At 75.6% G+C, this 24,685-nt stretch carries 24 protein-coding genes; 11 read left to right on the plus strand and 13 right to left on the minus strand.

The window, feature by feature from the left end; all coding sequences use genetic code 11:
• Nucleotides 1-133: 133 nt before the first annotated feature.
• Both ACYX4T_RS10110 and ACYX4T_RS10115 read left to right on the plus strand, forming a co-directional pair.
• On the plus strand, nt 134-1,288 hold the full coding sequence (locus tag ACYX4T_RS10110) for a hypothetical protein (protein ID WP_476014394.1): 1,155 nt from the start codon (nt 134-136) through the stop codon (nt 1,286-1,288).
• Nucleotides 1,285-1,524 (plus strand): hypothetical protein, encoded by a 240-nt coding sequence (locus ACYX4T_RS10115; RefSeq protein ID WP_476014395.1) that lies wholly within the window; start codon nt 1,285-1,287, stop codon nt 1,522-1,524. The genes ACYX4T_RS10110 and ACYX4T_RS10115 overlap by 4 nt, the downstream gene beginning before the upstream one ends.
• 45 nt (nt 1,525-1,569) lie before the next feature.
• On the opposite strand, the gene ACYX4T_RS10120 is transcribed toward ACYX4T_RS10115, so the two are convergent.
• From ACYX4T_RS10120 to ACYX4T_RS10130, 3 genes are all read right to left on the minus strand, one after another.
• Nucleotides 1,570-2,385: a hypothetical protein gene (locus ACYX4T_RS10120; RefSeq protein ID WP_476014396.1), complete on the minus strand. Its 816-nt coding sequence runs from the start codon at nt 2,383-2,385 to the stop codon at nt 1,570-1,572.
• A 344-nt stretch (nt 2,386-2,729) separates the two neighbouring features.
• Complete coding sequence (gene rsmD, locus ACYX4T_RS10125) at nt 2,730-3,269, minus strand: 16S rRNA (guanine(966)-N(2))-methyltransferase RsmD (protein ID WP_476014397.1); 540 nt, start codon at nt 3,267-3,269, stop codon at nt 2,730-2,732.
• Nucleotides 3,270-6,647: a pyruvate carboxylase gene (locus ACYX4T_RS10130; RefSeq protein WP_476014398.1), complete on the minus strand. Its 3,378-nt coding sequence runs from the start codon at nt 6,645-6,647 to the stop codon at nt 3,270-3,272. It lies immediately after the preceding gene.
• A 143-nt stretch (nt 6,648-6,790) separates the two neighbouring features.
• Between ACYX4T_RS10130 and ACYX4T_RS10135 the strand changes: the two genes are divergently transcribed.
• Nucleotides 6,791-7,558: a hypothetical protein gene (locus tag ACYX4T_RS10135; RefSeq protein WP_476014399.1), complete on the plus strand. Its 768-nt coding sequence runs from the start codon at nt 6,791-6,793 to the stop codon at nt 7,556-7,558.
• 92 nt (nt 7,559-7,650) lie between these two features.
• Here ACYX4T_RS10135 and ACYX4T_RS10140 read toward each other — a convergent pair whose 3' ends face one another.
• The 3 genes from ACYX4T_RS10140 to recG all read right to left on the minus strand — a co-directional run bounded on the left by ACYX4T_RS10140 (nt 7,651) and on the right by recG (nt 12,335).
• Complete coding sequence (locus tag ACYX4T_RS10140) at nt 7,651-8,403, minus strand: alpha/beta fold hydrolase (RefSeq protein ID WP_476014400.1); 753 nt, start codon at nt 8,401-8,403, stop codon at nt 7,651-7,653.
• 348 nt (nt 8,404-8,751) lie between these two features.
• The gene (locus tag ACYX4T_RS10145) at nt 8,752-9,678 is read right to left on the minus strand and encodes a C40 family peptidase (RefSeq protein WP_476014401.1); all 927 of its coding nucleotides are present in this window, start codon (nt 9,676-9,678) and stop codon (nt 8,752-8,754) included.
• Between the two features lie 398 nt (nt 9,679-10,076).
• Nucleotides 10,077-12,335 carry an ATP-dependent DNA helicase RecG gene (recG, locus tag ACYX4T_RS10150; RefSeq protein WP_476015233.1) on the minus strand — a complete coding sequence of 753 codons (2,259 nt, stop codon included), beginning with the start codon at nt 12,333-12,335 and terminating at the stop codon, nt 10,077-10,079.
• Between the two features lie 181 nt (nt 12,336-12,516).
• Between recG and rpmB the strand changes: the two genes are divergently transcribed.
• Nucleotides 12,517-12,705: a 50S ribosomal protein L28 gene (gene rpmB / locus ACYX4T_RS10155; protein ID WP_274198923.1), complete on the plus strand. Its 189-nt coding sequence runs from the start codon at nt 12,517-12,519 to the stop codon at nt 12,703-12,705.
• Between the two features lie 22 nt (nt 12,706-12,727).
• Here the strand turns inward: rpmB and ACYX4T_RS10160 are convergent, their stop codons facing one another.
• Together ACYX4T_RS10160 and ACYX4T_RS10165 are read right to left on the minus strand one after the other, a co-directional pair.
• Entirely contained in the window at nt 12,728-13,687 is a 960-nt protein-coding gene (locus tag ACYX4T_RS10160; protein ID WP_476014402.1) for a helix-turn-helix domain-containing protein, read from the minus strand.
• A 104-nt stretch (nt 13,688-13,791) separates the two neighbouring features.
• Nucleotides 13,792-14,067: a DUF397 domain-containing protein gene (locus ACYX4T_RS10165; protein ID WP_476014403.1), complete on the minus strand. Its 276-nt coding sequence runs from the start codon at nt 14,065-14,067 to the stop codon at nt 13,792-13,794.
• A gap of 121 nt (nt 14,068-14,188) precedes the next feature.
• On the opposite strand from ACYX4T_RS10165, the gene ACYX4T_RS10170 reads away from it, so the two are divergent.
• Nucleotides 14,189-14,608, plus strand: coding sequence for a hypothetical protein (locus ACYX4T_RS10170; RefSeq protein WP_476014404.1), 420 nt, complete (start codon nt 14,189-14,191; stop codon nt 14,606-14,608).
• A 4-nt stretch (nt 14,609-14,612) separates the two neighbouring features.
• Here the strand turns inward: ACYX4T_RS10170 and ACYX4T_RS10175 are convergent, their stop codons facing one another.
• Together ACYX4T_RS10175 and ACYX4T_RS10180 are read right to left on the minus strand one after the other, a co-directional pair.
• The gene (locus tag ACYX4T_RS10175; RefSeq protein WP_476015234.1) at nt 14,613-15,296 is read right to left on the minus strand and encodes a uracil-DNA glycosylase; all 684 of its coding nucleotides are present in this window, start codon (nt 15,294-15,296) and stop codon (nt 14,613-14,615) included.
• 96 nt (nt 15,297-15,392) lie between these two features.
• Entirely contained in the window at nt 15,393-15,656 is a 264-nt protein-coding gene (locus ACYX4T_RS10180; RefSeq protein ID WP_476014405.1) for a GNAT family N-acetyltransferase, read from the minus strand.
• A 277-nt stretch (nt 15,657-15,933) separates the two neighbouring features.
• Between ACYX4T_RS10180 and ACYX4T_RS10185 the strand changes: the two genes are divergently transcribed.
• From ACYX4T_RS10185 to ACYX4T_RS10200, 4 genes are read left to right on the plus strand one after another with little or no spacing between them, the layout of a single operon-like run.
• The gene (locus ACYX4T_RS10185; protein ID WP_476014406.1) at nt 15,934-16,686 is read left to right on the plus strand and encodes an HAD family hydrolase; all 753 of its coding nucleotides are present in this window, start codon (nt 15,934-15,936) and stop codon (nt 16,684-16,686) included.
• On the plus strand, nt 16,686-18,212 hold the full coding sequence (locus ACYX4T_RS10190; RefSeq protein ID WP_476014407.1) for an FAD-binding oxidoreductase: 1,527 nt from the start codon (nt 16,686-16,688) through the stop codon (nt 18,210-18,212). The genes ACYX4T_RS10185 and ACYX4T_RS10190 overlap by 1 nt, the downstream gene beginning before the upstream one ends.
• A complete protein-coding gene (locus tag ACYX4T_RS10195) occupies nt 18,209-19,354 on the plus strand; it encodes an FAD-binding oxidoreductase (protein WP_476014408.1) in 1,146 nt (381 codons plus the stop codon). Before ACYX4T_RS10190 ends, ACYX4T_RS10195 begins: the two co-directional genes overlap by 4 nt.
• Nucleotides 19,351-20,763 carry a (Fe-S)-binding protein gene (locus ACYX4T_RS10200; protein ID WP_476014409.1) on the plus strand — a complete coding sequence of 471 codons (1,413 nt, stop codon included), beginning with the start codon at nt 19,351-19,353 and terminating at the stop codon, nt 20,761-20,763. The genes ACYX4T_RS10195 and ACYX4T_RS10200 overlap by 4 nt, the downstream gene beginning before the upstream one ends.
• A gap of 56 nt (nt 20,764-20,819) precedes the next feature.
• Here ACYX4T_RS10200 and ACYX4T_RS10205 read toward each other — a convergent pair whose 3' ends face one another.
• Nucleotides 20,820-21,779, minus strand: coding sequence for a thiamine-phosphate kinase (locus ACYX4T_RS10205; protein WP_476014410.1), 960 nt, complete (start codon nt 21,777-21,779; stop codon nt 20,820-20,822).
• Between the two features lie 177 nt (nt 21,780-21,956).
• Between ACYX4T_RS10205 and ACYX4T_RS10210 the strand changes: the two genes are divergently transcribed.
• Both ACYX4T_RS10210 and ACYX4T_RS10215 read left to right on the plus strand, forming a co-directional pair.
• Complete coding sequence (locus ACYX4T_RS10210) at nt 21,957-22,193, plus strand: Lrp/AsnC ligand binding domain-containing protein (RefSeq protein WP_476015235.1); 237 nt, start codon at nt 21,957-21,959, stop codon at nt 22,191-22,193.
• 2 nt (nt 22,194-22,195) lie between these two features.
• Nucleotides 22,196-22,753 (plus strand): DUF3515 domain-containing protein, encoded by a 558-nt coding sequence (locus tag ACYX4T_RS10215; RefSeq protein WP_476014411.1) that lies wholly within the window; start codon nt 22,196-22,198, stop codon nt 22,751-22,753.
• On the opposite strand, the gene ACYX4T_RS10220 is transcribed toward ACYX4T_RS10215, so the two are convergent.
• Together ACYX4T_RS10220 and ACYX4T_RS10225 are read right to left on the minus strand one after the other, a co-directional pair.
• On the minus strand, nt 22,728-23,822 hold the full coding sequence (locus ACYX4T_RS10220) for a D-alanine--D-alanine ligase family protein (protein WP_476014412.1): 1,095 nt from the start codon (nt 23,820-23,822) through the stop codon (nt 22,728-22,730). The genes ACYX4T_RS10215 and ACYX4T_RS10220 overlap by 26 nt on opposite strands.
• Nucleotides 23,823-23,843: 21 nt before the next feature.
• The gene (locus tag ACYX4T_RS10225; protein WP_476014413.1) at nt 23,844-24,647 is read right to left on the minus strand and encodes a tryptophan 2,3-dioxygenase; all 804 of its coding nucleotides are present in this window, start codon (nt 24,645-24,647) and stop codon (nt 23,844-23,846) included.
• Nucleotides 24,648-24,685: the final 38 nt, after the last annotated feature.

Consider the following 24,685-nt stretch of genomic DNA (forward strand, 5'->3'; position numbering starts at 1 on the left):
GCCGATCCTGGCAGGTGCTCCCTGCGGGGAACCGTGACCTGGTCCGTCGGGCGGGTCCGGCTGCGCCGACCGGCGTCGTTTCCGCACCTCACGGCGGCGGTGACCCTGCGAGGTACCCCACAAGGAGGCGCACATGGCTGACGGTTCCCCGCGGCGGACGCGGCGGACGAGCACCTCGACGGGCGAGGGCGCCCGCCGCACCGAGTCCGAGGAGAGTGCCCCGCGGCGGCGGGGCGAGCAGCGCCCGGAACGCCGCGCGTCCGGGTCGACGAGCCCCCGCGCGGAGGGCAACGGCCGCCCCGACGTCTACCTCGACATCCCGAAGCTCGAGGTCGACCACATCGGGCTCGAGGTCGAGGACCTGCGCGCGAAGGTGTCGCTGCAGGCGGAGGTCCTCGACCTGCTCAAGCTCAACGTCGGTGTCGACGCCCAGCTCGGCAAGGTCGCGCTCGAGATCGACGGGGTGCAGGCCGAGGCGACACTGAAGGTCCGCCTCGACGAGGTCGCCGGGATCATCGACCGGGTCCTGACCACGATCGACCGCAATCCGCAGATCCTCGAGACGGTCGTGCGCAGCGCGGCGAGCGCGGTGCAGGACGTCGGCTCGGGCCTGGGCGAGGCGACGGGCGAGGTCGGGCGCGCGGCCGGGAGCGCGGTCGGCGAGCTCGGGCAGCAGGCGGGGGGCGCCGTGGGCGAGCTCGGGCAGCAGGCCGGCGGGGTCGTCGGTCAGCTCGGGAGTGCGGCCGGCGATGCCGTCGGCGACGTCGGCGAGGCGGCGGGCGACGCCGTCGGCGACGTCGGGCAGCAGGCCGGCGGCGTGGTCGGCCGGGTCGGGGACACGGCGGGCGACGCGGTCGGCGAGGTCGGGGAGGTCGGCCAGCAGGCTGGCGACGCTGTCGGGGGTGCGGCCGGTGAGGCCGCGGGCAGCGTGACCCAGGGGGCGGGGGAAGTCGTCGGCTCGACGAGCGCCGCGGCGGGCTCGGCGGCGGGCTCGGCGGCGGGCTCGGCGGCGAGGTCGGCGAGCCGGACGGCGGGCGACGCCGGCGCGGCCGGCGACGACCCGGCAGGGAGTGCCGACTCCGACTCCGACTCCGGCTCCGACCTCGACGAGGTGGCCGGGTCTGCCGACGACCCCGCCGCGGACGACGCGGCATCGGACGCCTCCGGGAGCGAAGGCACCGGCGAGGAGGGCGCTGCCCGCACCCCGAAGCGGTCCTCGAGCGGCGGGCGTTCCCGTCGCGCGACGTCGTCGACGCGGCCCCGACCCGCACGCCGGGCGACCGGATGAGCGACGACCGCCCGCCCGACCTCGAGTTCCGCACCACGATCCGGGCCCGCCGGCTCCGCTTCCACGAGGAGCCGGAGGTCCGGGTCGACCTGACCGGCGACCAGGACGACGCCTCGTCCTCCGGGAGCCGGCGGCGGAACCTCCCCGACCGCGTCCAGTCCCACACGACCTACCGCGACATCGAGGTCACCGAGGCGATCCTGTCCTGGATCGACGCGCCCGACGACCCGACCTGACCGTCCCGGGCGGCCGGCACCGCGCCGGCCGCCCGCGATGACCGATCAGCCGGCCGACCCCGACGAGCTGCGGCGACGGCGGGTCGCCGGCTGCTCCTGGTCGCCGCCCTCGCTCGGCTGCCGGGGACGCCGCGGCGAGCGCGGACGCGCCGGCTCCTCGGTACCTGACTCCGACGACCGCCGGCGCCGCGCCCCACCGTTCCGGCCCGGCTGCACGTCGGGGGTCTCGTCGGGGCGCTTCGACCGGCGGGACCGGGTCGACGACTGCGGGGACTGCGCCGTCCGCGTCGCCGCGGACTTCGACGACTCCGAGGGCTCCGTCGAGCTCTCGGGCTGCTCGGGCCGGCGAGCGCGGCGCAGGTGGAGCCGCTCGGCGAGGCCGTGGCGCTGGTCCTGGTCCTGGTCCTCGTCCTGGTCCTGGTCCTCGGCGTCGGAGTCTTCGGCCGCTCCCTCGGCCTCGTCGTCGGCTTCGTCCTCGACTTCGTCCTCGAGGTCCTCGTCGGCGTCCTCGTCGGCGCCCTCGTCGGCGTCCTCGTCGGCCGCGGCCTCAGCGTCCTCGTCATCGGCGCCCTCCGCCTCGAGGTCGTCCTCGTCGGCCTCGGCGTCGACGCCCTCGGCGTCGCCGTCCTCGGCCTCGTCGCCGTCCTCGACCTCGCCTGCGTCCTCGTCCGTGACCCCGCGGGTGTCCTCGTCGGACCGGACGCCGACACCGACCTGCTCGCCGGAGCCGTCTCCGTCCCCGGACTGTTCGGTGTTGCGCGGCCGGTCGTCCTCGGTCGTGATGTCGATCCGCACCCGACGGCCGCCGATGACGACGCTGCCGTGGAGGTCGATCGATCCGATGCCGAGCGCTCCGGTCATGGTGGGTCCTTCCCGTGGTCCGGACGTCGCTGTCCGAGGGAGCGGGCGGGCCGAGGTGGTCGATCCGCCGCGTGGGAGCCCGGCATTCCCGACCCACGGACGGGTGACGCCGCACGCCGAGCCGTCACGGCGAAGTGGCTCCGAGCGGCGCATCCGGTGCGCCCCGCCACCGCGGGGCGCTGCGCCGCGGTCGCGCGGGCGTCCGTCCGGTCGGCGCGACCGACCGCCCCGCCCGTCCCGGCGTGTCGGGCCGGCGAGGATGTGGCGATCCTGGCGTTGAACGCCAGCAACGCCGCATCGCTGGCACACCCCGTGGCCATCCCGCTCAGCGCGCGGGAGCGGGATCAGGTCGGGGCGGTCGCGAGATGGAGGGTCGTCTCGCCGTAGGTGCGGGGTGCCTCGGGGTCGAGGCCCCCGGGCCAGGTGGGCGCGGGCGAGCGCGTGTCCCGCTCGACCACCACGAGCCCGCCCCCGCGCACCCAGGGCGGGAGGAGGGCCAGCACGTCGTCGACCGGGTCGGCGTAGGGCGGGTCGACGAAGACGAGGTCCACCGGGCCCGGGGTGCGGCGCAGGTACGCGAGCACCGACGACCGGCGCACCAGCGCCCCCCGCACCCCGGCGACCCCGACGTTGCTCCGGATCACCCCGCACGCCCGCGGGTCGCGCTCGACGAGCACCGCGGTGGACGCCCCGCGGGAGAGCGCCTCGATGCCCAGCGCGCCGGAGCCGGCGTAGAGGTCGAGGACCTCGGCGTCCGCCAGCGCCCCGCGTGCCTCGAGCGCGGAGAAGAGGGCCTCGCGGACCCGGTCCGCGGTCGGGCGGGTACCGGTCGGCGGGACCGCGATCTGCCGACCCCCCGCCACACCGCCGATGATGCGCGTCACCTACCCCAGCACGACGACCAGGTCGCCGCCCTCCACCTGCTGGACCGACCCGATCGCCAGGCGCTCCACCGTCCCGGCCTTCGGCGCGGTGATCGACGCCTCCATCTTCATCGCCTCGATCGTCGCGACGGTGTCGCCGGCCTCCACCCGGTCGCCCTCGCCGACCTGCAGCGTCACCACGCCCGCGAACGGCGCCGGCACGTGGCCCGGGTCGCTGCGGTCGGCCTTCTCGGCGGCCTTCACGTCGGTGTCGACGGCGCGGTCGCGCACCGACAGGGGGCGCAGCTGCCCGTTGAGCGACATCAGCACCGTGCGCATGCCGCGCTCGTCGGGCTCGGAGATCGCCTGCAGCTCGATGAGCAGCTGCACGCCCGTGTCGATGTCGACGGCGTACTCGCGCTCGGACTCCAGGCCGTAGAAGAACTCCTGGCTGCGCAGCACCGAGGTGTCGCCGTACGACTGGCGGTGCTCGCGGAAGTCCTTCGTCGGCCCGGGGAAGAGCAGGTCGTTGAGCGTCGCGGCGCGGTCGGCCTCGAGGCCCTTGCGGTCGTCGTCGGTGAGCTCCGCGAGTCCCGGCCGTTCGGTCCGGCCCTCGAGCGCCCGCGTGCGCAGCGGCTCGGGCCAGCCGCCGGGCGGGTCGCCGAGCTCGCCGCGCAGGAAGCCGATCACGGAGTCGGGGATGTCGTAGCGCGACGGCTCCGCCTCGAACGCCGCCGGGTCGACGCCGGCCCCGACGAAGTGCAGCGCGAGGTCCCCGACGACCTTCGACGACGGCGTGACCTTCACCAGGTGCCCGAGCATCCGGTCGGCGGCCGCGTAGGCGTCCTCGACCTGCTCGAACCGGTCCCCCAGTCCCAGCGCCACGGCCTGCTGGCGCAGGTTCGACAGCTGGCCGCCGGGGATCTCGTGGGTGTAGACGCGCCCGGTCGGGGACGCCAGCCCGGCCTCGAACGGCGCGTAGACCTTGCGGACCAGCTCCCAGTACGGCTCGAGGGCGTTGACCGCGTCGAGCGAGAGCCCGGTCGGGCGCTCGGAGTGGTCGGTCGCGGCGACGAGCGCCGACAGCGACGGCTGCGACGTCGTGCCCGCCATCGACGCCACCGCGGCGTCCACCGCGTCCACGCCGGCGTCGATCGCCGCGGTCAGCGTCGCGAGCTGGCCGCCCGCGGTGTCATGGGTGTGCAGGTGAACGGGCAGGTCGAAGCGCTCCCGCAGCGCGGTGACGAGCCGGCGGGCGGCCGGCGGGCGCAGCAGCCCCGCCATGTCCTTGATCGCGAGCACGTGCGCGCCGGCCTCGACGATCTGCTCGGCGAGGCGCAGGTAGTAGTCGAGCGTGTAGAGCTTCTCCGACGGGTCGTTCAGGTCGCTCGTGTAGCAGAGCGCCACCTCGGCGATCGCCCCGCCGGAGGCCCGGACGGCGTCAATGGCCGGGCGCATCTGCGCGACGTCGTTGAGCGCGTCGAAGATCCGGAAGATGTCGATGCCGACGCGGGCGGCCTCGGCGACGAAGGCGTCGGTCACCTCGGTCGGGTAGGGCGTGTAGCCGACGGTGTTGCGCCCGCGCAGCAGCATCTGCAGGCAGAGGTTCGGGGCGGCCTCGCGCAGGCGGGCGAGGCGTTCCCACGGGTCCTCGGCGAGGAAGCGCAGCGCCACGTCGTACGTCGCCCCGCCCCAGCACTCGAGCGAGAGCAGCTCGGGGGTGGTGCGCGCGACGTGCGGGGCGATGTCGAGCAGGTCGCGGGTGCGCACGCGCGTCGCGAGCAGCGACTGGTGGGCGTCGCGGAAGGTCGTGTCGGTCACCGGCACGGTCGTCTGCGCGCGCAGCCACGACGCGAACCCCTCGGGGCCCAGCTCGGCCAGGCGGCGGCGCGAGCCGTCCGGCGGCGCGGCCGACAGGTCGACCGCGGGCAGCTTCTCGCGCGGGTCGACCAGCCGCGGCGGCTCGCCGTAGGGCTTGTTGACCGTGACGTCGGCGAGGTAGGCCATGAGGCGCGTGCCGCGGTCGGCGGGCGCCCGCGCGGAGAGCAGCTCGGGGTGCTCGGCGATGAAGCTCGTCGTCACCCGGCCCTCGCGGAAGTCCGGCTCGTCGAGCAGGGCCATGAGGAACGGGATGTTGGTGGCGACGCCGCGGACCCGGAACTCGGCGAGCGCGCGGCGGGCCCGGCGCACCGCGGTGGTGAAGTCGCGGCCGCGGCACGTGACCTTGACCAGCAGCGAGTCGAAGTGCGCGCTGATCTCCGCGCCGGCGTAGGCCGTGCCGCCGTCGAGGCGCACGCCCGAGCCGGAGGCCGAGCGGTAGGCCGAGATCATCCCGATGTCGGGACGGAACTCGTTGGCCGGGTCCTCGGTGGTGATGCGGCACTGGACGGCGAACCCGTGCAGGGCGACCGAGTCCTGGGAGAGCTCCAGGTCGGCGAGGGTCTCCCCCGAGGCGATACGCATCTGGGCCGCCACGAGGTCGACGTCGGCGACCTCCTCGGTGACCGTGTGCTCCACCTGGATGCGCGGGTTCATCTCGATGAAGTGGTGGTGGCCGTCGGCGTCGAGCAGGAACTCGACGGTGCCCGCGTTGACGTAGCCGATGGCCTCGGCGAACTTGACCGCGTCCGCGCAGATGCTCGTCCGCAGCTCGGGCGACAGGTGCGGCGCGGGGGCGATCTCGACGACCTTCTGGTGACGCCGCTGCACCGAGCAGTCGCGCTCGAAGAGGTGCATGACGTGCCCGTCGCCGTCGGCGAGGATCTGCACCTCGATGTGCCGCGGGTCGACGACGGCCTGCTCGAGGATGACGGTGGCGTCGCCGAACGCGCTGGACGCCTCGTTCATCGCCGCCTGCAGCGCGTCGCGCAGCGCGCGGGGCTCGCGGACCAGCCGCATGCCGCGCCCGCCGCCGCCCGCGACGGCCTTGACGAACACCGGGAAGGTCATCGACTCCGACGCCGCCAGCAGCGTCTCGAGGTCGTCGGAGGGGTCCGACGAGTCCAGCACCGGGACGCCGGCCTCGCGGGCGGCGGCGACGGCGCGGTGCTTGTTGCCCGCCATCGCGAGCACCCGCGGCGGCGGCCCGATGAAGGTGATGCCGGCCTGCTCGCACGCGGTGGCGAGCCCCGGGTTCTCCGAGAGGAAGCCGTAGCCGGGATAGACGGCGTCGGCGCCGGAGCGCTGCGCGGCGTTGATGATCTCCTCGACGGAGAGGTACGCGCGGACCGGGTGCCCGACCTCGCCGATCTGGTAGGCCTCGTCGGCCTTGAGCCGGTGCTCGGAGTTGCGGTCCTCGTGGGGGAACACGGCCACGGTGGCGGCGCCGAGCTCGTAGGCCGCCCGGAAGGCCCGGATCGCGATCTCGCCACGGTTGGCGACGAGCACCTTGCGGAACATCTCTGCGACACACCCCTCCCACCGGCACCACCCGGCACCCGGGTCGGCGGAGGCTATCGCGACCGGGCCGTCCCGTGAGGGCGACGTGTGTCATGAGGGTGCGGTATCAAGGAGGGGCGAGCAGACCCCAGGAGGAGGACATCGTGGACCGACCCCGACGTTCCGCCGCCCCGTGGCTGTTCGGCCTCGCTGCGCTGCTCACGCTGCTCTCACCCGTGGTCTTCCTCGCCGTCTGGGTCGCGGCGGGCGATGTCGAGGGCGTGGGCGTGGCCCTCCTCGCCGCGGTCGTCGACCTCTTCCTCGCCGCCGTCGCCGCGGTCACCGCCACCGTGCTCGCCGTCCGCCGTGGCGTCACCCGCGTGCGCACGGTGGTGCACGGCCACCCGCAGGGTCGGGTCGGGCGCATGGCCGAGCACGACGCCGCGCGCTGGCACCTCGCCCGCGACCGGTTCGCGACGCTCCAGGCCGAGTACGCCGCGTTCGAGGCCGACCCGCGCGCGGTCGCCGCCCGCCCGGCGCTCGCCGACGTCACCGTCCCGGCCACCGCCCGCTTCGTGCAGGCGATGGGCGACGCCGAGTTCCTCGCCACCGAGACCGAGCCGGCCGGGCCCCGCCGCGCCGAGTTCGCGGCCGCCGTCGACCGGGCCGAGACCGCGTGGCGGGACGCCCAGCGCGTCGCCGAGGGCCTGGCCCGGTCGCGGCACGAGGCACCGTCACCGCCCGAGGCCCCGTCACCGCCCGAGGCCCCGTCGGGGCACGAGGCCCCGCCGGTCCGCGAGACCCGCGCCGTCGACCCCGCTCCCCCGCGTGTCGCGCCGCCGCCCGGGTCGGAGTACACCCAGGCCGCCGACGCCGTGCGCCGCGCCGCCGTCCGCGGGGCGCGCGACCTGCGCGACCGCCTGCGCGCCTGACCCCTCCGCGCGCCCGAGCCTGTGGTGCGCGCCTGAGCCTTGGGCAACGAACGCGCTGTTCGCTGCTTCTCGGCGCGCGAAGTCCTCGTTGATCACGCTGCCCGGACGGCGTCCGCGAACGCCGCCGGTTGCTCGACCTGCACGTAGTGCCCCGCCCCGGGCACCACGACCAGGCGCCGGTCGGGGCGCAGCGCGGTCACGGTCGCGGCACTGAGGTCCGGGGCCCCGCCCGCGACGACGAGGACGGGCATCGCCAGCGGCCGAGGGTCCGCTCGCTGGGCGACCGCGTCCCGCTCGAGCGCCCGGTAGCGACCCATCGCGGCGTCGAGGCGCCCGAGCGGGGCGTAGGCGGCGACCGCCTCGTCGAGCGGGAAGGCGGGCGAGCCGGTGAAGGCGGCGAGGAAGGCGCGCAGGCGGGGGCGTTCGGCGGCCTCCACCGCGCCGGGTGGGGCGTCGCCGAAGGTCCGCAGGTGCGGCGGTCCGAGCTCGGCGAGCCCGTAGCCGGGGACGCCGCCGCCCGAGAGCACCAGGCGCGCCACGCGGTCGGGGCGGGCGCGGGCCCAGGCGACGGCGGTCATCGCGCCCAGGTCGTGGCCGACGACCGTGGCCGGCGGCAGGTCCAGGGCGCCCGCCAGGTCGGTGAGGTCGGCGGCGAGTTCCGCGGTCGCGTAGGCGTCGGTACCGGGTGGGGCGAGGCCTGAGCAGCCGGCCCCGCGCAGGTCGGGGACGACGACGCGGTGGTCGGTGGCGAGGTCGGCGGCGACGGCGCGCCAGGTCGCCGCCGTCTCGGGGAAGCCGTGCAGCAGCACGACGACCGGCGCGTCCGGCGGCCCCGCGAGGGTCACGTGCAGGCGCGTATCGGCGGTGTCGACGTCCCGCGTGGTCCCGCCAGCGACGATCGGAGCACACGGGTCAGGACCGTTCGGCGCAACACACGCGGTCAGTGGCACCAGGAGCCCCAGGAGGACGACCGCCACGACCCGCGCCACTCGCCCAGGGTGACCGGTCGGCGCGCGAGAACGACCGATCGGCCGCGACGCGGATGTTTGTCACGATCTCAGTGGGGCATCCGACCGTACGCAGACCAGGTGGGTGGGAGCTGGGGAGCCTCCGGCCACCGTATGGTCCGGGCCCGTCGTTCGGGGCGACGGGCCCGGATCCTCCTCTTCCGGGCCGAGGGCCCGACGACGATCTCAGGTCAGACGGCGGATCGTGTTCATGTCGTCCATGCGCCGCTCGACATTGGAGATCTTCACGTCGGAGCCGGTCTGCGGCGCCTCGATCATCTTGCCGCCGCCGATGTAGATGCCGACGTGGCTGACCGGGCTGTTGAAGAAGATGAGGTCGCCGGGCCGCATGCTGTCGGAGTCGACCTCCTCGCCCTCGGTGGCCTGCGCCCGCGACGTGCGCGGCAGCTCGATGCCGGCCTTCTCGAACGCCCACTGCGTCAGGCCGGAGCAGTCGAAGCCGTCGGGGCTGGTGCCGCCCCAGACGTAGGGCACGCCGAGCTGGCTGCGCGCCGCCGAGATGGCCTCCTGCGCCACCGAGGAGCCGGCCGACGAGGACGCCTGCTCGCGGCTCTCCGACGACTCGCTGCTGCGCGCCGACTGCCGCTCGGCCTGCTGCGCGCTGGCCGCGGCGCGCGAGGACGGCGAGTCGTGCTTGATCGACGGGGCGGCGGCCACGGCCGGGCTGACGACCGGCAGGACCGAGGAGGTCGCGGCGTCGGTGCTGTGCCCGGACGACACGGCGGGCGTGACGGCGAGGGCCGCGGAGGCGAGCTCGGGGGCGGCGGCGAACTCGCCGGTGGCCGGCGGCTCCTCGTCCCCGAGGAGGCCGTGCGTGGCCATCCCGCCGGCGGTGGCGACGGCACCGAGGGCGGCCAGCGAGAGGCCGGCGGTGCGCGCGGCCCGCGACACGGGGTGGGTGGCCGAGCCGTGAGCCCTGCCCGTCGAGCCGGTGGGGCCGGCCGGGCGGCCGTGACGGCCGTGGGCGGAGCGGGAGCGGCGGTCGGCGGGGACGACGCCCATCGAGCCGGTCGTGGCGTCCTCGGGAGCGCGGTGGCGTCCGGCGGGACGCGGCGCGGCACCCTCGGCGATCTCGGGCAGCACAGCCGTCATGCGCGATCTCCTCGCCCGCCGGGCGGCGCTCGCCGGGCCCACGGCCGCGGGGACGGCCGGGGTCCGCGGACGGCGGGCCGCTGGGGAGCTGCGGCTCGACGTCGGTCACCCGCCCCGTCCTGGGAGGTCGTGCGCTCCGGGGAGGCCGCCGGACGGGGAGTCGGACGAAGCGGCCGAGCGCGCCGCCACGCTGATGCCTGGCGACCACCGGAACGTAACCGATCCGTGACCCCCGCCGACCACGCCACGCCGTCACAGCGCGCTCACCGGTCATTGCACCGCGCTCACTGGTGCGGGCGGGGGACCCGGCACCGCTCGGCGCGAGCCTGACCCGATCCGGTGACGACGAGCGGGCGTGCTCACGCCTCGTCGCCGTCGTGCGGCCGGACGGGCCGGGCCTACAGCCGATCGAGGAACGCGGCCTCGGCCTCGCCGACCACCGACCGCACGAGCCCGGCCAGTCCCGGGTGACGGGCGAGCGACGGGTCGTCGGCCACCACCGCGCGCGCCTCCTCGCGGGCCTCGGCCACGAGGTCGCCGTGCTTGAGCACCGAGAGCATGTGCAGGCCCGAGCGCCGCCCGGACTGCTCGGCGCCGAGGACGTCGCCCTCGTCGCGCACCTCGAGGTCGATACGCGAGACCTCGAACCCGTCGGGGGTCGCCGCCAGCCGCTCGAGGCGCTGCAGGGCCGGCGAGCCCTCGGCGGCTTCGGTGACGAGCAGGCACGACGACGCCGCCGTCCCGCGTCCCACGCGTCCGCGCAGCTGGTGGAGCTGGGAGACGCCGAAGCGGTCGGCGTCCATGATGATCATCATGGTGGCGTTCGGGACGTCGACGCCCACCTCGATGACCGTGGTGGCCACGAGCACGTCGACCCGGCCCTCCGAGAACGCCCGCATCACGGCGTCCTTCTCGTCGGTGGGCATCCGGCCGTGGAGGATCTCGAGCCGCAGCCCGGCCAGCGGGCCCTCGGCGAGCTCCGGCCCGACCTCGGTGACCGCCAGCGGCGGACGCGCGGCCTCCTCCTGCTCCTCCTCGTCCGGCGGGCGCAGCTTCCGGAGGGCCTCCTCGAACTCGTCGGGCCCCGGCGCCTCCGGGTCGAGCAGGTCGCCGGCCGGCGGCTCGGGCCACTGCTCGCCCGGCTCCCCGCCCTCCTCGCCGATCCGCGGGCACACGACGTAGGCCTGGTGGCCCGCGGCGACCTCCTCGCGCACCCGCTCCCACGCCCGCTCGAGCCACCGTGGCTTGACGCCCGCCGGCACGGCCGTGGTGGCGATGGGCCGGCGGCCCTGCGGCAGCTCGTCGAGCACCGAGGTGTCGAGGTCGCCGTAGAGGGTCAGCGCCACCGTGCGCGGGATGGGCGTGGCCGTCATGACGAGCACGTGCGGCGTCGTCGGGCCGGGCCGCGAGCGCAGCTCGTCGCGCTGGTGGACCCCGAAGCGGTGCTGCTCGTCGACGACGACCAGCCCGAGGTCGGCGAAGCCCACGCTCTGCTGGATCACCGCGTGGGTGCCGACGACGATCCCCGCCGCCCCCGACTGGGCGTCGAGCAGCGCCTCGCGCCGGGCCTTCGCGCCCAGTGAGCCGGTGAGCAGCGTGACGCGGGTGGCGTGCTCGGGGTCGGCGTCCAGCTCGCCGGCCCGACCGAGCGGCCCGAGCATCGCCTGCAGCGACCGGGCGTGCTGGGCCGCGAGCACCTCGGTCGGCGCGAGCAGCACCGCCTGCCGCCCGGCGTCCACCACCTGGAGCATCGCCCGCAGCGCCACGACCGTCTTGCCCGACCCGACGTCGCCCTGCAGCAGGCGGTTGAGGGGGTCCTCGCCGGCGAGCACCTCGGCCAGCGACTCCCCCACCGAGCGCTGGGCGCCGGTGAGCGCAAAGGGCAGCCGCGCATCGAACGCCGCCGCGAGCCCGTCGTCGCGGCGCGGGCAGGCGGGGGCGGGCCGGGTGGTGGCGCTCGCCCGCCGCCCGATCATCGCGAGCTGCAGACCGAACGCCTCGTCCCACACGAGCCGGCGCCGCGCCGCGCGCTGCTCCTCGCGGGTGTCGGGCAGGTGGACCCGGCGCAGCGCGTCGCCGAGCGACGCGAGGCCGTGGGCGGCGCGCAGGGTGTCGGGCAGCGGGTCCTCGGGCTCGTCGAGCAGGTCGAGCACCTGGCGCACCGCCAACAGGATCACCCAGGACCGCAGCTTGCGCGTCGCCGGATAGACCGGGATGAGGCCGGGCAGCTGCGCCTCGACGCCGGCGTTGAGCACGATGAACTCGGGCGCGGCGAGCTGCCAGCCACCGCGGTAGCGGCTCAGGTCGCCCGAGAACAGCGCCCGCGTGCCGACGGCGAGGTCGCGCTCGCGCCAGGGCTGGTTGAAGAACGTGCAGGTGACGTGCTGGGCGCCGACCGCCACCGACGCCTCCACGATGTGGCCTCGGCGGTGGCGCATCCGCCGGCTCGCCAGCTTCTCGACCGTGCCCAGCAGCGTCACGTGCTCGCCGGGGCGGAACCGCTGGTCCTCCCGCTCCGAGGCGTGGGTGACCATGGCGTGCTCGATGTACTTGCGCGGGTAGTGGCGCAGCAGGTCGCCCACCGTCTCCAGCTCGAGCTGGCGGGCGAGCGGCCGCGCGGTCCTGTCGCCCAGGGCCGTGCGCAGCGACGTGTCCATCCCGACCACGCGGGAGAGGATGTCATCCCGGTCCGACGGCGACGGCCCGGCGCGGCCGACGGTGCCGCCGACCCCGGCGCCCGGTCGCGGCGCGGGACTCGGTTACGCTGGTCGGGAGTGCGCACCACCGTCCGGTGTCCGTGCGCCTGCGTAGATCACCAGCGTGTCGAGGAGTTCAGCCGTGAGTGCCGTCTGTGACGTGTGCGCGAAGGGCCCCGGTTTCGGGAAGTCGGTGTCGCACTCGCACGTGCGCACGAACCGCCGTTGGAACCCGAACGTCCAGGTCGTCCACACCCGCCTGGCCAACGGCAACCGCAAGCGCATGAACGTCTGCACCTCGTGCCTGAAGGCCGGCAAGATCGCGCGCTGAGCGCCCGCCCCGGCGGCCGGCCCTAACGGGCCAGGTCGTCGCGCAGCGTCCGGAGCGCGTCCCGGGTCTCGTCCGGGGGCAGCGCCTGGGCGCACAGCAGCTCCATGGTGGCGAGGTAGTCGTCCACGTCGGAGCGCTTGTCGAGGTAGAGCGCGCTGGTGAGCTGCTCGAGGTAGACCACGTCCGGCACCCCGGCCTCCCGCGGGAAGCGCAGGATGCTGAACGGCCCGCCGGCTCCGGCGTGCCCGCCGACCCCGAACGGCACCATCTGCACGACGACGTGGTCCTGCTCGGAGACCTCGAGCAGGTGGTCGATCTGGGCCTGCATGACCTCGACGCCACCGGTGAGCCGCCGCAGCGCGGCCTCGTCGAGCACCGCCCGCAGCGTCGGCGGGTCGTCGCCGACGAGGACCTCCTGCCGGCGCAGCCGCAGCTCCACGCGCCGCTCGTGCTCGGCGGCCGGAATCGAGCCGGGCCGGAGCGCGGTGACGTGGCGGATCATCGCCTCGGTCTGCAGCAGTCCGGGCACGAACTGCGGCTCGTAGGTGCGGATCCGGTCCGCGGCCTGCTCGAGCCCGACGTAGGTCTCGAACCACGGCGGCAGCAGGTCCGAGTACCGGTGCCACCAGCCCGGCGCGTTGGCCCGCCGCGCCAGCGCGAGCAGGGCGTCGCGCTCGTCGACGTCGTGCACGCCGTAGAGCGTGAGCAGGTCGCCGACGTCGCGCTCCTTGAAGCCGGTGCGTCCGTTCTCCAGCCGGCTGATCTTGGCGTGGGAGCCGCGGATGCGGTCGCCCGCGGCCTCGCGGCTCACCCCCGCCCGTTCGCGCAGGCCACGCAGCTGCTGGCCCAGCATGATCCGCAGGACGGTCGGGCCGCCGCCGGAGGCGTCACGCAGGTCGCGCGGGGGTTCCCGCACCTGCTCGGCGACCTGCTCCGCGACCTGCTCGGCCGCCGACCCGACCTGCTCCCGGGGTGGGACCACGCCGGTACCTCCACCAGCCTCGCCGCGCGCCGGGCGCACGGAGGCACGCCCGGTCAGGCGGCCGACCCTAACAGCGGTTGGCTGGGGGACGGCCCACCGGCGCGTCAGGCGCCCTCGGCGAGGAGGTCGTCGAAGTCACCGTCCTTCGCGCCCAGCAGGAAGGCCGTCATCTCCGCGCGTGTGTAGACGAGCACCGGGCCCTCGCGGTGGCGCGAGTTCCGCACGGCCACCCCGCCGTCGGGGAGCGGGGCCACCTCCACGCAGTTGCCCTTCGGGTTGCTGCGGCGGCTCTTGCGCCAGGAGATGTCGTCGGCGACCGTGCCGCGGACCCCTGGCGCCGGTGCTCCGGACGGTCTCGTCGGCTCCGTCTGATCCGTCATGCGACCTCCCCCTGGTCGTGCAACAGCTCTCGGCGGTGCAGATGTTCTTGCATCTGCACAGTACGTCGGTCAGGATCGAGGCCGTCGCCGACGTCGGGGAGTGCGACGAACGGAGGTCCACGTGAGCCAGCCGGGACGCCCAGGGGCTCCAGGGCGTGCACCTGCGCCGCTCCGTGTCACCTCCGAACGCCTCGGGGACGACGAGGCCCGGGAGGCCCGGAAGGCCGACGCGGCGGCCGACGTCGCGGCCGTCGCCGCCTCCGTGGCCGCGCCGGCGCGCACCGCCACCGTCACGCCCTCCGGCCCGCTCGCGGTCGGCCCCCCGCAGCCCGCGTCCGCCTCCGCCGCGCCCGTCGTCGCCCCTCGGCCCGGCCTGACGGTGAGGGCTCCGCGCCCGCGGCGCCGGTGGTCCGACCTGTGGCGTCTGGTGTTCACGCGCCGCCGCGCCGGGCGTCACCGTCCGGAGACCACGCCGCCGCAGAGCTGGAGCATGATCTCGCCGCAGCGCCGGCGGCGCACCCGCCGCTGGGGCGGCCACTGACCCGCTAGGGCAGGCGCCAGTCGACCGGCTCGTCCCCGAGCTCGGTCAGGTACTCGTCGACGCGGCTGAACGGCCGCGAGCCGAAGAAGCCGCGGTCGGCCGACATCGGGCTCGGGTGCGCCGACTCGACGGTCGGGACGTCCTCGCCCAGCAGCGGCTTGACCGTTTGCGCGTCCCGCCCCCAGAGCACCGCGACGAGCGGCTGGTCGGGCCGCGCGACGAGCGCCGCCACCGCCGCCTCCGTGACCTTCTCCCAGCCCTTGTTGCGGTGCGACCCCGGCGCTCCGGGCCCGACCGTCAGCACCCTGTTGAGCAGCAGCACGCCGTTCGCGGCCCAGGGCGAGAGGTCGCCGCTGCTCGGCGGCGGGTGGCCGAGGTCGCTCGTGTACTCGCGGAAGATGTTGACGAGGCTCTTCGGCAGCGGCCGCACGTCCGGCGCGACCGAGAACGAGAGCCCGACGGCGTGCCCCGGGGTCGGGTAGGGGTCCTGGCCCATGACCAGCACCCGCACCTCGTCGAACGGCTGCTGGAACGCCCGCAGCACGTTCGGGCCCGACGGCAGGTACGTGCGGCCCTCGGCCACCTCGGTGCGCAGGAAGTCGCCCATCGCCGCCACGGTGTCCGCCACCGGCGCGAGCGCCTCGGCCCACCCGGCCTCGACGGATTCGGAGAGGGGACGGGCCACGATGCGAGCCTCCGTGCCGGGTCGGCGACGGGCCGGCCGACCCGTCCGGGCGACGCTAGCGCCACCGCCGCCCGCGCCCGTCGCCCACCCGCCCGGAGGTCAGGGCACCAGCGTGCGCACGAAGCAGAGGCTGTCGGGCTCGTCGCGGTAGGTCCCGAAGCGCGGGAGGGCGCCGTAGCCCCGGGCCCGGTAGAACGCCAGCGCCTCGGGCTGCTCGGTGCCCGTCTCGAGGACGGTGCGCCGGCAGCCGGCGGCGAGGGCGGTGCGCTCGAGCTCGGCCAGCACCGCCGTCGCGATGCCCCGGCGCCGGTGGGCGGGGTCGACCCACATCCGCTTGATCTCGGCGTCGCCCGGGAGCAGCACGCCCTCGTCGCGCGGATCGATCGTCGCCGCGTCGTGGCGCCGCCAGCCCCCGCAGCACACCGGCCCCGTACCGGGAAGCTGCCGAGCACGAACAGCCCGCGGGGCGGGCGAAGTCGGCGGGGTCGACGGGTGTGCGGTCGGCACCGCCGTAGCGCTCCGGGAAGGGTGGAGGGCGCGCGCTCCCACGCGCCCCGACCCACCCACCCCGACCCCCGCACCCCGATCCGGCCCCGCTCCGGGAGGAGCTCGCCGGCCCGCCCGAGGAGGACCCGCGTTGATGACCCCTGGGATCGCCGTCTGCTGGGACGTCGACGGCACCCTGCTGCACGGCGGGACGGTCGGGCGCGAGGTGCTGCTCGAGGCGTTCACCACCGTCACCGGCCACCCCGCCCGCGCCGAGGCCGTCGCCATGGGTGGGCGCACCGACTGGCTCATCGGCGAGGCGCTGCGCGACGCGCTGGACCCCGACGACGCGGCCGCGGTGCTCGCGCGGGGCGACGCGTTCGGGCACGCCATGATCGCGGCGGTCGCCGACGGCTGGTCGCGGCGCGCACCCGGCCTCCACGCCGTCGCGCGCACCCTGCCCGGCGTCGGAGAGACCGTCGCCGCCCTGGCCGCCGAGCCCGGCGTGGTGCAGACGCTGACCACCGGCAACGTCCGGGCCGGGGCCCGCGCCAAGCTCGCCGCGGTGGGCCTGCACGACGGGCCGATCGACGTCGACCTCGGCGGCTACGGTGAGGGACCGGGCGCCCGGGTCCGGGTGGTGGTGGCGGCCCGCGAGGCCCTCGCCGCCCGGTTCGGCGCCTCCCCGGCGCTGGTCGTCGTCGGCGACACCCCGCTCGACGTCGAGGCCGCGCACGGGGCCGGCGCGGTCGCGGTCGGCGTCGCCACGGGCAGCGCGACGCGCGACGAACTGGTCGCGTCGGGGGCCGAGCACGTCCTCGACGACCTGTCCGACCCGTCCCGTCTGGTGGCGGTGGTGCGGTCGGCGCGCGAGGATTCGTGGCACACCATGCAAGGAGGCTCGTGATGCCCGAGCGCACGATGGAGGCCCCCCACGCCGGCACGGGGGACGCCGCGCCCGCGGCGGCGACCCCGCCCGCGCCCGTGGGGCCGGAGCTGGCCCGCGACTTCCGCGACGTCCTGCCCGCCGACCTGGTGATCACCGACGAGGTGGGCCGGCGCAGCTACGAGTGCGACGGGCTGACCGGCTTCCGCCAGGTCCCGGCCCTGGTGGTGCTGCCGCGCGACGCGGACGAGGTCGCCGCCTGCGTGCGGATCTGCGGTCGCCACGGCGTCCCGTTCGTCGCCCGCGGCGCCGGCACCGGGCTGTCGGGCGGGGCGATGCCCGTCGCCGACGGCGTCGTGATCTCGCTGCAGAAGCTGCGACGCATCCTCGAGATCGACGTGGAGAACCGGCGCGCGGTGCTCGAGCCCGGGGTCTACAACCTCGAGATCTCCAGGGCGGCCGCCCCGTACGGCCTCTACTACGCGCCCGACCCGTCGAGCCAGCAGGTGTGCACGATCGGCGGCAACGTCGCGGAGAACTCCGGCGGCGCGCACTGCCTGAAGTACGGCTTCACCACCAACCACGTCCTCGAGATGGAGGTCGTGCTCGCCGACGGCTCGGTGGTCACCCTCGGCGGCCCCACCGGCGAGCAGGCCGGCCCCGACCTGCGGGGGCTGTTCATCGGCTCGGAGGGCACGCTCGGCGTCTGCACCAGGGTCACCGTGCGGTTGCTGCAGACCCCCGAGAGCGTCCGCACGGTGCTGGCCGACTTCCCGTCGATCGAGGCCGCGGGCGACACCGTCGGCGACATCGTCGACGCGGCGATCATCCCGGCCGCGGTGGAGATGATGGACTCGCTGTCGATGGAGGCCTCCGAGGCCGCCACCGGCGCCGGTCTCACCGTCGACGCCCCCGCGGCGCTGATCATCGAGCTGGACGGGCCCGCCGACGAGGTCGACGCCGAGTTCTCCCACCTCACCGCCATCTGCGAGCGCCACGGCGCCACCCGCCTGCACGTCCCCACCGAGGCCGAGGAGCGCCAGAAGGTGTGGAAGGGGCGCAAGGCCGCGTTCGCCGCGGTCGGGCGGATCAGCCCCGACTACATCGTTCAGGACGGTGTCGTCCCGCGGACCCGCCTGGCCGAGGTGCTCACGCGGATCGCGGAGATGGGCCGCGACGCCGGACTGCGCGTCGCCAACGTCTTCCACGCCGGCGACGGCAACCTGCACCCGCTGGTGCTCTACTCGGAGTCCGCGGGCGAGCACGACGCCGCGGAGAAGCTCTCCACCGACATCGCCGAGCTGTGCGTCGAGCTGGGCGGGTCGCTGTCGGGCGAGCACGGCATCGGCACGGACAAGGCGTGCTCGATGCCGGTGATGTTCTCTCCCGACGACCTCGGCGTCATGCACCGCGTGCGGCTCGCGTTCGACCCGGACTCGCGCTGCAACCCCGGCAAGCTCTTCCCGACGCCCCGGCTCTGCGGCGAGCGGCCCGGCAAGTACGCGCCCCACCCCCTCGAGGAAGCCGGAGTGATCGAGCGCCTGTGAGTGAGACCGTCACGCCCACCACCGTCGACGAGCTGCGCACCGCCGTCCTCGACCGGCCCGGCACCGTCCGCGTCGCCGGCGCCGGCACCGCCGCCGACTGGGCCGGCACGCCGGCGCCCGCCGACACGGTCCTCGACCTCACGGGGCTGTCCGGCATCGTCACCCACAACCCCGGCGACATGACCGTGGAGGTCGGCGCCGGCACGCCGTTGGCGCAGCTCCAGGAGGAGCTGGGCGAGCACCACCAGCGCGTCGCCGTCGACCCCGCCCGGGCCGCCGAGGGCGCCACGCTCGGCGGACTGTTCGCCACCGCCGACGCGGGCCCGCGCGCGCTGCAGTACGGCTCGCTGCGCGACCTCGTCATCGGCGCGACGATCGTGCTCGCCGACGGCACCGTCGCCCGCTCCGGCGGGCACGTCATCAAGAACGTCGCGGGCTACGACCTCACGAAGATCCTGCACGGCGCCCACGGCACGCTCGGCGTCGTCGCCCGGCTCGTGCTGCGCCTGCACCCGACGCCGCAGGTCACGGCGACCGTCGCGGTGCCGTGCGCGCGGTCGGCGTCGGCGGACCTCGCCCGGCGCGTGGCCGACAGCCCGGTCGAGGCGGCGGCGGTCCAGTGGCATGCGGACCGTCTGCTCGTCCTCATCGAGGGCTCCGAGAGCGGCGCCGACGCCCGGGCCCGACGGCTCGCCGAGGCCGTGGGCGGCGAGCTGCTCGCCCCCGACGACGCCGGGGCGGCGTGGGAGGCGCACGCGGCGTCGGTCCGGGCGCGTCCCGGCGACCGCGCCGTGTTCCGCTGCGGCGTCATCCCCTCGTCGCTCACCGGCGTGCTCGACGGCCTCGAGGCCGACACCGGGGGGCTCACCGAGGTCACGACCTCGCCGCGCACCGGCGTGGCGACGGTGGCACTCGCGGCCGACGCCGACGTCGTCGCGGCCGCGCACCGCCGGGTCGCCGACGCCGGCGGCACGTCCTCGCTGCGCCAGCGGCCGGCCGGCACCGACCTGCCGGCGTTCGGGCCCGCCCCGGCGTCGGCGGCCCTGATGCGCGCCGTCGCCGCGTCCCTCGACCCCGACCAGCGCCTGGGCCGCGGACGGCTCGCGCCCTGGATCCCCGCACCGACCGGAGTGAGCGCATGACCAGCCATCCCACCACCGGTCCGCACGACTACTCCGGGCCGCCCGACTTCTCCTCCGAGCGCGGCGAGAAGCCCGCCCCGGAGCGCGCGGACCTCCTTGGCGGCGACTTCGGCTCGTTCGACGACCACCACCCGCCGGCCCAGGAACTGCTCGACGACTGCGTGCACTGCGGCTTCTGCCTGCCGACGTGCCCGACGTACGCGCTGTGGGGCGAGGAGATGGACTCGCCGCGCGGGCGCATCTACCTCATGGAGATGGCGGAGAAGGGCGAGATCCCGCTCGAGGGCGCCTTCACGACGCACATCGACCGCTGCCTGGGCTGCATGGCGTGCGTGACGGCGTGCCCGTCGGGCGTCCAGTACGACCGGCTGCTCGAGGCCACGCGGCCGCAGATCGAGCGCAACGTGGCGCGCTCGCGCTCCGACCGGCTCTTCCGCGAGGCGATCTTCGCGCTGTTCCCCTACAAGCGGCGGCTGCGCGCGGCGTCGCTGGGCGGCGCGCTGTACCAGAAGCTGCGGCCCAGGAGCATGGACCGGCTCATGGCGCGGCTGCCCGAGCGGTTCTCGCGGCTGGTGGCGATGGAGTCGCTGCTGCCGCCGGTGAGCGTGCGCGAGGCGTTCGCGCGCATCCCGGCGCGCACGCCGGCGGTCGGTACCCGGCGCGGCCGGGTCGGGCTGCTCACCGGCTGCGTGCAGGACGTGTTCTTCCACCCGGTCAACGAGGCGACCGTGCGCGTGCTCGCCGCGGAGGGCTGGGACGTCATCGCCCCGCGCGAGCAGACGTGCTGCGGGGCGCTCGGGCTGCACGCGGGGCGCGAGGAGGAGGCGATCGCGCGGGCGAAGAAGCTCATCGCGACCTTCGAGCGCGCGCAGGTCGACACGATCGCCACGAACGTCGCCGGCTGCGGGTCGTCGATGAAGGAGTACGGCGAGCTGCTCGCCGACGACCCCGCGTGGGCGGAGCGGGCGCGGGCGTTCGCGGCCAAGGTGCGCGACATCTCCGAGGTCGTCGACGAGACCCTCGCCGACCCGCGGGCGCGCCGGCACCCGGTCGAGGCGACGGTCGTGTACCACGACGCCTGTCACCTCGGGCACGCCCAGAAGATCCGCACCGAGCCGCGCCGGGTGCTGCGCGCGATCCCCGGCGTCGAGCTCGTCGAGCTGCCCGAGGCGGAGATCTGCTGCGGGTCGGCGGGGATCTACAACATGCTCCAGCCGCAGGCCGCGGGGGATCTCGGGCGGCGCAAGGCCGACAACATCAAGGGCACCGGCGCCGACGTGCTCGTCACCGCGAACCCGGGGTGCCTGCTGCAGATCCGGAAGTACCTGGACGGCGAGCTGCCGATGCTCCACCCCATCCAGCTCGTCGACGCCTCCATCCGCGGCGTCCGGCCGCCGGAGATGGGCTGAGCTGGTGATGTGAGCACTTTCCGGGCCTATAGGCCCGGAAAGTGCTCACATAGATGTCAGCGCCAGTGCCGCCAGCCCGGGTCGCCGGCGCCGCCCCAGCGGTCGGCGTCGACGGTGACGCCGGTGCCGGCGCGGATCTGCCCGCACGCCACCCAGCCGTCGGGCACGTGGTCCTCGCTGGGGAAGGTGGCGACGAGCGCGTGGTCCTCGCCGCCCGTCAGCGCCCAGGTCAGCGGGTCGCCACCGAGCGCCGAGGCCACGTCGCGCAGCTTGTCGGCCACGGGCAGCAGGCGCGAGGACAGGTCGACGTGCACCCGCGAGGCGGCCGCGACGTGACCGAGGTCCGCGAGCAGGCCGTCCGAGGTGTCGATCATCGACGTCGCCCCGGCCCGCGCGGCCACCGGGCCCTCGCGCCACGGCGGGCGGGGCGTCCGGTGGGCGGCGACCATCGCCACCGGCGAGCGGAACCCGCGGCGGAGGACCGCCATCCCGGCCGCCGACCACCCGAGCTCGCCGCGCACCGCGACCACGTCGCCCGGGCGCGCACCCGAGCGCGTCACGGGCGTCCGGCCCTCGAGATCACCCAGTGCCGTGATCGAGACCACCATGGTGTCGGCGGACACGGTGTCGCCCCCGACCACGCCGATCCCCGCGTCCGCCGCGGCGTCCCACACCCCGGCCGCGAGGCCGTCGAGGACCTCGGTGCTCGTCGTCCCGGGGCAGGCCAGTGAGAGCAGCAGGGCCGTCGGGACCGCGCCCATCGCGGCGATGTCGGCCAGGTTCGCGGCGACCGCCTTGCGCCCCACCTGCTCGGGCGCGGACCAGTCGAACCGGAAGTGCACGCCCTCGACCAGCGTGTCCACCGTCGCGACCACGCGGGAGTCCGGGGCCGCGACCACCGCCGCGTCGTCGCCGGGACCCAGCAGCGTGGGCTCGGGCTGGAAGCGGTCACCGGTGATGCGGTCGATCACACCGAACTCGCCGAGCTCCGCGGCCGTGTCCGCGGCAGCCGGCACCGACCGGGCGGCCCCAGCGCCGCCCGGCGCGCTCGCGCTCCGTCGGGTGGACCCGCCGGTTCGTCCGTGTCCCCCGCGCCCGTTCGCCGTCCGGCTCACCCCTCGTCTCCCTGCGGTACCTTCCCTGCCACCCTGGCCGACGTCACCGCCGGCCCGTTCCCCCGAGGAGGCACGTTCGTGGTCCAGGCCTACATCCTGATCCAGACCGAGGTGGGTCGTGCCGCCGCGGTCGCCTCGGACGTGGCCGGCATCGACGGTGTCACCCGGGCGCAGGACGTCACCGGACCCTACGACGTCATCGTCACCGCGGAGGCCGCTGACGTCGACACGCTCGGGCGGGATGTCGTCGGCGCGGTGCAGAAGGTTCCCGGAATCACCCGCACGCTCACCTGCCCCGTCGTCTCGACCGACTGAGCGTGGTCCTGCGCAGCGCGCCCGAGGTGGCGCGCCGGCTCCCTCGCGTCCTGGTGGTGCTCGTGCTGACGGTGCCCGTGCTCGTGGTGGCCGGGGTGTTCGTGATGTCGCTCGTGCTGGTGCGCGAGCCGGTGCCCGACGCCGACACCGTGCGCCTGGGCGTGCCCGCCGTCGCGACGCCCGCCGCCGCGAGCGCCGACTGCTCGCGCCTGCTCTCCGGCCTGCCCGGCGAGATGGCCACCGAGCAGGGGATGCTGGCGCGCCGCGTGCTCGCCGACCCGGCGCCGCCGGCGACGGTGGCGTGGGGCGGCGAGGAGGGTGGCGCGCCGGTCGTCCTGCGCTGCGGCCTGCCGCGGCCGGCGGCCCTGTCCGGCGGCGGCTCGATGACCGTCGTCAACGGCGTCGACTGGGTCGAGGTCGAGGACGGCGTCCCGGGCAGCGGCACGTGGGTGACCACCGACCGCGCGGTCTACGTCGGGCTCACGGTGCCCGACGGCGTCGGCACCGCCCCGCTCCAGGACGTCTCCCGTGGCGTCAAGATCTCGCTCGTGAGCCGCTGAGCGCGGTCTCGACGAGCGTGGTGAGCAGCGCCGGGTAGTCGACGCCCGCCGTCGCCCACATCCGCGGGTACAGCGAGGTCGCCGTGAACCCGGGCATGGTGTTGAGCTCGTTGACCAGCAGGCGCCCGTCGCCGGTGAGGAAGAAGTCGACCCGGGCCAGGCCCTCGACGCCCATGGTCCGGAACACCTCGACCGCCCTGGTCCGCACGGCGTCGGCGACGTCGTCGTCGAGCTTCGCGGGCACGTCGAGCTCGCAGGCGTCGTCGAGGTACTTCGTGTCGAAGTCGTACCAGCCCGCGTCGCCACCGACGACGCGGATCTCCGCCGGCACGCTCGCCTCGACCCGGCCGTCGGGGTGCTCCAGCACGCCGCACTCGATCTCGCGCCCGACGATCGCGGCCTCGACCAGCACCTTCGGGTCCTCGGCGCGCGCCGTGGCGATCGCGGCGTCGAGCTCGCCCCACGCGGCGACGCGGGTGATGCCCACCGACGACCCGGCACGCGCCGGCTTGACGAACACCGGCAGGCCCAGGCGCTCGCGCTCGGCGTCGGTGAGGTCCGCGCGGTCCGGGGTCAGCACGACGGCGTCGCCGACCGCCAGCCCCGCGTCGCGCAGCAGGCGCTTGGTGACGTCCTTGTCCATCGACGCCGCGCTCGCCAGCACCCCGGCCCCGACGTAGGGCACGCCGGCCGACTCGAGCAGGCCCTGGACGGTGCCGTCCTCGCCCCCGGGGCCGTGCAGCACCGGCACGACGACGTCGACGCGACCCAGCGACTCGCCGTCGTCGAGGGCGACGAGCTCGCGGCGGGTGTCGGCGGGCAGGGCCACCGGGCGCCCGGAGGTCACCTCGGGCAGCTCGCGGCCGCGCAGGCGCAGCTCGGCGGGGTCGGACGGTCCGAGGACCCAGGCGCCCGCGGGCGTGATGCCGACCGGGACGACGTCGTAGCGCTCCCGGTCGAGGTGCGCGAGCACGCTGCCGGCCGACAGACAGCTGATCCGGTGCTCGCTGCTGCGGCCCCCGAACAGCACCACCACACGAGGGCGCTGACCCCACCCCTGCCCCGTCATGGCGGTGGAGCGTACGCGCAGCTAGAGCGCGGTCCGCACGGCGTAGAGCTCGGGGAAGAACGTCAGGTCGAGGACGCGGCGCAGGAACGAGGCGCCGGTCGTCCCGCCCGTGCCGGTGCTGGAGCCGATGGTGCGCTCGACGGTCTTGAGGTGCCGGAAGCGCCAGAGCTGCAGGTTGTCCTCGACGTCGACGAGCTCCTCGCAGGCCTCGTAGACGTCCCAGTGGTGCTCCGGGTCGTCGTAGACCGCGCGGAACACCTCGACCAGCCGCGGGTCCTCCTGGTGGGCCGCGCGGACGTCGCGCTCGAGCACGTCGGCGGGCACCGGGTGGCCCCGGCGGGCGAGCAGGCGCAGGAACTCGTCGTAGAGGCTGGGCCGCTCCAGCGCCGCGGTGAGCAGGGCCCGCGCGGCCTCGTCGGTGCCCAGCACCTCGATCATCGCCGGGTCCTTGGCGCCGAGCAGGAACTCGACCGCCCGGTACTGGTAGCTCTGGAACCCCGACGACGAGCCGAGGAACCCCCGGAACTGCTGGTACTCGCTCGGCGTGAGCGTCGCGAGCACCGACCACTGCTCGATGAGCTGTTTCTGAACGTGCTTGACGCGGGCCAGGCGCTTGAGGGCGAGCGGGAGGTCGTCGCGGGCCAGGTCGTCGCACGCGCCGGTGAGCTCGTGGAGCGCGAGCTTGAGCCACAGCTCCGAGGTCTGGTGCTGGACGATGAACAGCAGCTCGTCGTGCGCCTCGGGGCGCGAGAGCGGGTGCTGCGCGCCGAGCAGCGCGTCGAGGTGCAGGTACCGCCCGTAGGTCAGGGGCTCCGACTCGGCCACGCGCCCGATCCTTCCCGACGGACCCCCGGCACGTCGCC

Source organism: Actinomycetospora sp. ABD4_176 (genome assembly GCF_056311855.1).